The sequence below is a fragment of the Dysosmobacter sp. HCP28S3_G4 genome (assembly GCF_052065175.1).
Taxonomy (GTDB): Bacteria; Bacillota; Clostridia; order Oscillospirales; family Oscillospiraceae; genus Oscillibacter.
In genome coordinates this window covers 1-8,136 of sequence record NZ_JBQHUP010000075.1, presented here as the reverse complement: position 1 = coordinate 8,136, position 8,136 = coordinate 1, and the positions used below count along the sequence as shown (strand labels likewise).

At 66.3% G+C, this 8,136-nt stretch carries 8 protein-coding genes; 2 read left to right on the top strand and 6 right to left on the bottom strand.

Annotated elements, in window-relative coordinates:
• Nucleotides 1-163: 163 nt before the first annotated feature.
• The 5 genes from ACTNBU_RS12095 to ACTNBU_RS12075 form a co-directional block, all read right to left on the bottom strand.
• Nucleotides 164-1,327: a serine/threonine protein phosphatase gene (locus tag ACTNBU_RS12095; RefSeq protein WP_441034297.1), complete on the bottom strand. Its 1,164-nt coding sequence runs from the start codon at nucleotides 1,325-1,327 to the stop codon at nucleotides 164-166.
• Nucleotides 1,328-2,159: 832 nt separating this feature from the next.
• Nucleotides 2,160-2,417, bottom strand: a complete 258-nt coding sequence (locus ACTNBU_RS12090) for a hypothetical protein (RefSeq protein WP_441034296.1) — start codon at nucleotides 2,415-2,417, stop codon at nucleotides 2,160-2,162.
• Complete coding sequence (locus tag ACTNBU_RS12085; RefSeq protein ID WP_441034301.1) at nucleotides 2,414-3,616, bottom strand: PBSX family phage terminase large subunit; 1,203 nt, start codon at nucleotides 3,614-3,616, stop codon at nucleotides 2,414-2,416. The genes ACTNBU_RS12090 and ACTNBU_RS12085 overlap by 4 nt, the downstream gene beginning before the upstream one ends.
• A 44-nt stretch (nucleotides 3,617-3,660) precedes the next feature.
• Nucleotides 3,661-4,125, bottom strand: a complete 465-nt coding sequence (locus tag ACTNBU_RS12080) for a terminase small subunit (protein ID WP_441034294.1) — start codon at nucleotides 4,123-4,125, stop codon at nucleotides 3,661-3,663.
• Nucleotides 4,126-4,814: 689 nt separating this feature from the next.
• On the bottom strand, nucleotides 4,815-5,828 hold the full coding sequence (locus ACTNBU_RS12075) for an alpha-hydroxy-acid oxidizing protein (protein WP_441034299.1): 1,014 nt from the start codon (nucleotides 5,826-5,828) through the stop codon (nucleotides 4,815-4,817).
• Nucleotides 5,829-6,150: 322 nt separating this feature from the next.
• Between ACTNBU_RS12075 and ACTNBU_RS12070 the strand changes: the two genes are divergently transcribed.
• Entirely contained in the window at nucleotides 6,151-7,113 is a 963-nt protein-coding gene (locus ACTNBU_RS12070) for a DUF4349 domain-containing protein (RefSeq protein WP_441034292.1), read from the top strand.
• A gap of 72 nt (nucleotides 7,114-7,185) precedes the next feature.
• Nucleotides 7,186-7,800, top strand: coding sequence for an MBL fold metallo-hydrolase (locus ACTNBU_RS12065; RefSeq protein WP_441034290.1), 615 nt, complete (start codon nucleotides 7,186-7,188; stop codon nucleotides 7,798-7,800).
• A gap of 155 nt (nucleotides 7,801-7,955) precedes the next feature.
• On the opposite strand, the gene ACTNBU_RS12060 is transcribed toward ACTNBU_RS12065, so the two are convergent.
• The coding region (locus ACTNBU_RS12060) for a hypothetical protein (protein ID WP_441034288.1) at nucleotides 7,956-8,136 on the bottom strand (181 nt) is incomplete at its 5' end.

The following is an 8,136-nucleotide window of genomic DNA, read 5'->3' as shown; positions in this document are numbered from 1 at the left end:
GTCCAGGGGAACCCCATCGAAAGGGTTCCCCTGGCGCCTCTCTTCCACCGGGCGCGACGCATTCTCTCCCCGGGGGAGAGAATGGGGGGCGCATCCTGCCGGGAACCGGCACCCCCCGTGCCCACGGAAAAAGGGAAAGCCCCCGCGAGGGACCTCGCAAAATCTACCTCCCCGCCTCAATGGCGTCATTCTCCAACCTCAATTTCCGCGCCTCCTCGCGATACAGCTCCGCCTTTGCCTCCTCCACCTGATCCTGGAGGTTGATGTCGTCCCACTCCACCCGGAAGCCGCAGTCATAGCCGTGCATCCGCAGCCACAGACGGCAGACGCGCTCCACGATGGGCGTCAGGCTCCGGCGGATGGCGGTGATCTCGGTGGTGAGCATATCGGCCTGCTGGGAGCTCATGCGCTCGGTGGAGGTCCAGTTGAGGCCCAGCATGAAGGGCGGGATGCCGGTCTTGGCCACGATCTGCTCCAGGATCTGGCGCACGGGGACCTCGCTGTCCAGGATCTGGTTGTCGGCGCCGATGGCCCGGATGTGGACGTCGCCCACGGCCACGAAGTCCCGGACGGAGCCGGAGCTGCCCTCGGACATGGCGGCGGACCACTCCTCCGCCAGCTGGCGGCTGCGCTCGGCGGCCTGGCCCCGTCCGTCCTCGCCGGGGGCGCAGGTGACGGCGAAGCGCACGTTGCCGCACCGCTCCCAGTTGACGCCGATGGTGTGGTAGATCTTCATGAGGATGTCGGTGAGAAACGGCAGGGACCGCAGCAGGGACACGCCGTAGGGGCTGCCGGTCTCCGGATTGAAGGGGGTGAACAGCAGCAGGTCCTGGTAGGGCAGGGGCCGGACGCGGCCCGTCTCGTCGGAGCCGCAGATGGTGAAGGCCAGGGGATGGTCCCCCTCCCGGATCTCGATGTCCTCCACCCGGCCGCAGAGCAGGGCGGCGATATCCCGGTTCCCCGCCGCGGGCACGATCTCGCCCACGGCCCGGCCGCTGACCAGCAGGGAGTCGAGATAGCAGTCCAGAAAGGCGTTGACGCCGAACTGTCCCCGGCCCGCGGGCACGGTCCGCAGGAAGTCCCGCAGGGCGCGCTCCGCTGGTTTGTCGCCGCAGCGGACGTCCACGCCGCCGGTCATGCGGATGAGCTTGTAGATGGCGGCGTCCACCACCGGCACGGCCTCCCGCACGGCCCGGTAGAGCCGGACCTCGCCGGTGCGCAGGGGCGTGTAGCCGTCCAGGACGCCGAAGGGATGGCGGCTGCCGTCCCGCAGCTGTACGCGGGAGGGAACCGCCGGCGCGGGTTCCTTTTTCTTGAAAAAGGCCATATCGTTCTCCTATCCTTCTGTTTGAATGGTTCTGTCAGAGTCCCCGGCGGGGGCGGAAATGCGCCCCGACCCGGGGCGCGGCGGGGGTGCCGGGGAAGCCCGGCGGCTTTGCGCCCCCCATTCTCTTTTTTCTTGAAAAAGAGAATGCGTCGCGCCCGGTGGAAGAGAAAATCGCTTGGGCGGCGGCATTTCAGGCTCCGCCTGAAACGCCTTTTCCCGCCTGTTACGAGGGGTTTGGGGGTGCTGACCTGTTGGCTTTGTCCATTCGTCCACATACGGAAGTTTCACCAGTTGGGGGCGCTCCCGGATGCTCCCTGCTCCTCTTTTGCTGCCGCAGTCCGGTGGTTGCGGAAGACTGGCAAAGGCGCTTCCGGAGACCTCCGCGAATGCCAGGGTGCGGCAGCAAAAAGAGAACGGCAGAGCATCCGGGCGGGACTCCGGCTTTCGCAACTGCCATATGTGGTTGAATGGGCAAAAGCCATCGACCACTACCGGGCCAAACCCCCGTACAAGGCGCTGCGAGCGTTCCGGACGAAGCCCGGAATGCCGCCGCCAGAGCCTTTTTCTCTTACACCATCAAAAGGCGCATTCTCTTTTTCCTCTCCAGGAAAAAGAGAATGGGGGTTTTGAAGCTGCCGGGCTTCCCCGGCACCCCCGTGCCAACGGAAAAAGGTCCGTCCCCGCGGCGGAGCCGCAAGCCATCGGCCTTCGCCGCACTCTCCCGCGCCCCGGACGGGGCGCCCCACCGCACCCCGCGAGGAGGGTCAAAAAGCCGCCGGGCCTCCCCGGCCCCCCGTCTACACGGAAAATCCCCGCCCCTCGCAAGGGGCCATCACGCCCGCTTCTCCACCCACGTGGCGGCAAACCCCCGCCGCTCTCCCGCCAGATCCATGGCGAAGTACCGCATATCGTACACCGTCGCGGCATTGCGATTCCCGGCCCCTTCGGGTCCGCCAATCGCGCCGCTTCCTCGAAACCGGCTCGCTTTTTCCGCCGCTGGCGGCGCTTCGCCGGTTTCCTTGGCGTGTCGTTGATTTTTATAAACGCCGCTTGCGCGGCGGCTCGCTGACGCTCGCAGGAGAACGCTCACACCTTCCTCTCCACCCACGTGGCGGCGAACCCCCGCCGCTCTCCCGCCAGATCCATGGCGAAGTACCGCATATCATCCATGGCGTGATCGTTCTCCTTGCGGGGGGCCTCCCGCTCCCGGCCGGTGTCCCAGCAGTACAGCTCCATCTCCCGCAGGCAGTCCCCGCAGGTATCGCAGAGCACCAGCCGTCCGGAGCGCAGCAGCTCCGCCGTCACCCGGATGCCGTCCAGAACGTCGTTCCGGGCCCGGCGGACGGGATACCCCGCCTGCTCCAGAGCCGTGATGAAGCTGGCGGCGGAGGGGTCCACGATGACCCGCTCCACCGTCCGCCCGGCCAGGAGACCCGCCAGATCCGCCACGTACTCGCCGTCGGTCTTCTGACGGCCCGCCCGGCGGGAGTCGTAGTAGTACTCCGCCACGCGGTACCACGTCCCGTTCCGCTCGCCCCAGAGTCCGAAGGAGGCGGGATTGGCGGTGCCGTAGTCGCAGGACACCCGCCAGCGGCCGAAGTCCCCCTCCGGCACGGGGGCCACGTCCCGCGCCCGGTCGAAGAAGTCGTACACCAGGCCCTGGGCGGCGGTCCACTCCCCCAGGATGAACCGCCGGTAGAACACGCCGGAATAGGAGTTCCGGTAGCGTGCCCGGATGCGGGGGGACAGACCGGGATTGTCCTCCATGGTGAAGTGGAGGTACAGCGCACGGCGCCGCTCCGCCTGCTGGATCCACTCCCGGTAGAACCAGTGCTGGGGCCCCTCCGGGTTGCAGTTGAACCACAGGCGGCTGCCGGTGACGGAGCAGCGGGCGATGGCCTGTTCCACGAAGGACCGGGGCATCAGGGCCACCTCGTCCAGCAGGACGCCCGCGAAGGTGCAGCCCTGGATGAGGGCGGCGCTGGATTCGTCCCGTCCGCCGAACAGGAGGAAGCGGTTCTCATGTCCCCCGAACCAGACGGTGACGCAATTCTCGCTGTGCTTCTCCCTGCACCGGAAGCCCATGGCCCGGAGCCGGGGCAGCAGGTCCTGCAAGAGATTCCGCCGCAGCGCCCCGATGGTCTTGCCGCACAGGGCGAACTGCTTCTGGTGAAAGGTCCCCATGGCCCAGGTGAAGAAGCCCAGGCCCATGGAGAGGGTCTTGCCGCTGCGGACGGCGCCGTCGCAGATGATGGCGTCGTGATCGCGGTCCCGGAGCCACCAGGTCATGGCCCGGCGCTGCTTGGGGGAAAAGCGCAGGATGTCCGTGTTTTTCACTGGTCCTCCGCGTCCTCTCCGCCCATGTCCTCCAGGGCCCGGAAGAACTCCGCCGCGCCGCCGGTGTTCTCCCCCAGCAGCTCACAGAGGGCCTCCAGCGCCCGGACACGGTCCAGGAATTTGATCTCCACGCCCTTGTCGGTCACCTTCAGCTCCGACACCGCCGACAGGTCCAGACTCCCCACGTCGGGCCGCTGTCCCGGCGGGGACAGGGCCAGCAGGGCGGCGTCGTTGGCCCGTCCGAAGGCCAGTTCCGCCAGCCGCCGGAGGGCGTCCTCCCGGGTGATCTGGGCGGCGAGATCGCCCCGCATCCGCTCCAGCTCCCGCCGGGCCACGGGACTGCGGAGCAGATCGAAGCCGTCATCGGCCCCGGCCTCCCGGGCGGCCCGCTCCGGGTCCAGGGTCCGCAGATACGCCCGGCAGAACCGCTCCCGCCGGGCGGCATTGGCAGTCCGTTCCATATCCATCCCCCATTTCTGTCATCACCCGGGGCGTCAGGGCCGGGAAATTTTGTCCGCCGCCGTGCAAACACCGGAAAATTTCCCGAAAAACGCGCAAAAAAAGCAGCCCCCGGCCAAACCGGAAGACTGCTGATGAAAGCACAGAAGTATTGAAAGAAGCAAAGAAGATCAGGGAAGAAGTGATGCCGCCCGTCGTTTCCGCCGCCCAGCGAAGCGCAGGCGGCAAAATTCCCGCATCGCCGATGTTCCCGCCTACGGCGGGAACAAGGCGCACCCGCCGCCCGCAGGCGGCGGAATCCCCCGCATCCTCCGTCCCGCCCAGCGAAGCGCAGGCGTCAGAACCCCCCGCATCCCCCGTCCCGATGTTCCCGCCCGCAGGCGGGAACGAGGCACACCCCACCGCCCGCAGGCGGCGGAATCCCCCGCATCCTCCGTCCCGCCCAGCGAAGCGCAGGCGTCCAGGGGCATCCAAAGGGGGCTGGGAGCCCCCTTTGGTTTCGCCGGCCGGTGCCGGCGAAATGGCCGGAATCATTTTTTCCGGCGACATGCGCGGCGGAAAAAATACCTCTTAGGGAACCGGAGTGTGCGAGCGAAGCGAGTGCGCGGAGGTTCCCGGCAATTCTCCCTCGACAAAGTGCCTGCACTTTGTCGAGGGACTTCTCGCCCGAATGCTTGCATTCGGGCGAAGCTCACCGCACCATGTCCCGGCTGATCTCGCTGAGCGCATGCGCGCCGCACATGGCCATGGTGTCGGCCAGCTCGGCCTGGAGCTTGTCCACGTAGACCTGGACGCCCTCGGCGCCGCCGCCGTAGACCATGGTGACGAAGGGACGGCCGATGAGGACGCCGTCGGCGCCCAGAGCCAGGGCCTTGAACACGTCCATGCCGGTGCGGATGCCGCCGTCCACCAGAATGGTCATCTGGCCGCCCACGGCGTTGGCGATCTCCGGCAGCACCTCTGCGGTGGCGGGGCACTGGTCCAGCACGCGGCCGCCGTGGTTGGACACCACGATACCGGCGGCGCCGGCCTCCAGGGCCTTCTCGGCGCCCCGGACGGTCATGATGCCCTTGAGGATGAAGGGCTTTCCGGCCATGGCGGCGATTTCCTTCAGCTCCTCCACGGTCTTGCTGCCGGCGGGGGGATTGAGGCCCTTCAGGAAGGGCAGTCCGGCGGCATCGATGTCCATGGCGATGGCGAAGGGATCGGCGGCCTTCACCAGATCCATCTTGTGGCGGATGGTGTCCAGATCCCAGGGCTTGACGGTGGGCACGCCCAGGCCCTGGTTGTTCTTCAGGGCCACGGCGGCGGCCTCCACCACGGCGGGGTTGGTGCCGTCGCCGGTGAAGGCGGCGATGCCCGCCTGGGCGCAGGCGGAGACCAGCAGGTCGTTGTAGGTCAGGTCGTCGTACTTGTCGCCGTAGTGGAGGGTCATGGCGCCCACGGGGGCGGCGAATACGGGCAGGGCGAACTTCCGGCCGAACAGCTCAAACGAGGTGTCCACGGGCTTGTTCTCGCAGATGGTGTCCATGTTGACGCACAGCTCCTGCCACTTCTGGTAGTTGCGGATGAAGCCGGTGCCGATGCCCTTGGCGCCGGGGCCGGGGACGGTATTCTTGCAGGCCATGCCGTTGCAGACGGGGCAGGCCTTGCAGTAGGGGCCGGAGCAGGTGCGGGCGGCGGCCAGGATCTCCTGATAAGTCATGATGTTCTCCTCCATATGTATAGTGTGCTCCCGGGGCGGGAGACAAACGATCAGCCGTATTTTACCGCCTTCCCCGGAAAAAGGCAATGCCCGGCGGGAAAAGATTTGGGGAAAACCGCCGCGCCCATGAAAAAACTTCCGTTTTTTCCACAGGGGAGGGAACCTTTTGCCGCCGTTTCCGTCTAAAGAAACAAAGGTCCGGCGGGAAGATCCGGACACTCGAAGGAGGCGATTACCAATCCACAGCATCCCTTACAGTGTAGCACAGCCCTTGGAGAGGGGCTCTAATAACTACTACTCTATAATACAAGGAGGATATCCCATGAAGCGGATGAAAAAGAGAGGTCTCGCGCTGGCGGCGCTGTGCCTGACGGCGGCGCTGGCACTGGCGGGCTGTGGCGCGTCCAGCGGTTCCAGCACGGCGTCGGCGGACATGGCAGTCACGGAGTCGTACAGCTACGCCGGCGGCCGGGGCTGGGACAACGGCGCGCCCGGCGCCATGGCGTCCCCCCAGGAGCCGGAGGCGGCCCCGGAAAGCGGCCGGGGCGAGACGGCGCTCCAGCCCGCCAAGCGCGTCTACCGGGCGGAGCTGTCCCTGGAGACCCAGGACTTCGACGCCGCGGCGGAGAGCCTGACGGCGCTGGTGGAGGACTGCGGCGGCTGGTTCCAGGACAGCGGCGTGGGGGAGTACGGCAGCGGCTACCGCCACGGCAGCTACACCGTCCGGGTCCCGGCGGAGAACTTCCAGCGCTTTCTGACCCAGGTGGGGGAGCTGTGCCATGTCACGTGGCAGAACACCTCCTGCGAGGACGTCAGCGAGTACTACTACGACACGGCGGGCCGTCTGAAGACCCAGCAGACGAAGCTGGAGCGGCTCCAGGCGCTGCTGGCCAAGGCGGAGAACATGGAGGACATCATCACCATCGAGAGCGCCATCTCGGACACGGAGCAGGCCATCGACTCCCTGTCCGGGGAGCTGCGGCACTACGACTCCCTGGTGGGCTACTCCACGGTGACGCTGTCCCTGGAGGAGGTCTACCGCCTGTCGGACACCGAGGCCCCGGCCACGGGCTTCGTCCAGCGGCTGGGCACGGCCCTGTCCTCCGGCTGGAAGGGCTTCATCACCGGCGTGCAGGGCATTCTCATCGCCCTGGCCTACGGCTGGGTGTGGCTGCTGGTGCTGGCGGCGGTGATCGTAGTGGTGCTCCGGGTCCTGCGAAAGAAGAAGGGCCGGAAGCTGCCGGACCAGCCGAAAAAAGAGGATGACGGCCGGGGGAAACTGTGATAGAATCTGACCATCAGGATCACATCTTCCCGCCCGAATGCCCGCATTCGGACGAATACAGAAAAGGAGCGTATGTTCATGACCATTACCTGGCTGGGCCATTCCTGCTTCCGCATCGAACACGACGGCTATCAGATCATCACGGACCCCTTCACCGGGGTGACGGGCTATCCGGACACCTGCACGGAGGCCCACGCCGTCTATTGCAGCCATGAGCACTTCGACCACAACTACCGGGCGGGGGTGACGCTGCTGCCGGAGCGGGAGAGCCCCTTCACCGTCCGGGAAATTGCCTCCTTCCACGACGGCCAGGGCGGCGCCCTCCGGGGCACCAACACCATCCGGGTGTTCACCGCCGGGGGCGTCAGCGTGTGCCATCTGGGGGACCTGGGGCACCTGCTGAGCGGGGAGCAGGCGGCGGCCATCGGACAGGCGGACGTGCTGCTGGTGCCCGTGGGCAGCGTGTACACCATCGGCCCGGAGGAGGCCAAGGAGACGGTGCGCCAGCTCCATCCCCGGTGCGCCGTGCCCATGCACTACCGTCACGCCCCTTACGGCCTGCCCAACATCGGCGGGGTGGAGCGGTTTCTGGAGCTGTTCTGCTCCGGCAGCGTGGAGACGCTGCCCGGTCCCTCCTTCGAGGTGACGGACCGCCTGCCGGAGATCCTGGTCCCCACCTACCGGTAAAAACACGGATAGACCGGAAAAACCTGCATAAACTGAAGCCGCGGCCCCTCTCACGGGGGCCGCGGCTTTGATCTCTCGAGAAACCCGTATATCTTGCGCGACGGGAAGGAAGATAGTTACGAAAGAAACCCAGGAGGGGTGTCTTTCGTTTTAAATCATAAGTTTTTCTGCACTTGAAAAGTGCAGAAAAACTTGCGGCAGCTTGGCGAAAAGATTTTTCGCCAAGCTGCCCGCGGCCCCGGGAAAGCGGCCGCGGCGTTAAAATAAAAAAGATCTTCGGGTGGGGGGTTATTCCAACCCAAAATACAAATACAACAACCAGGAAATAAAATGCCC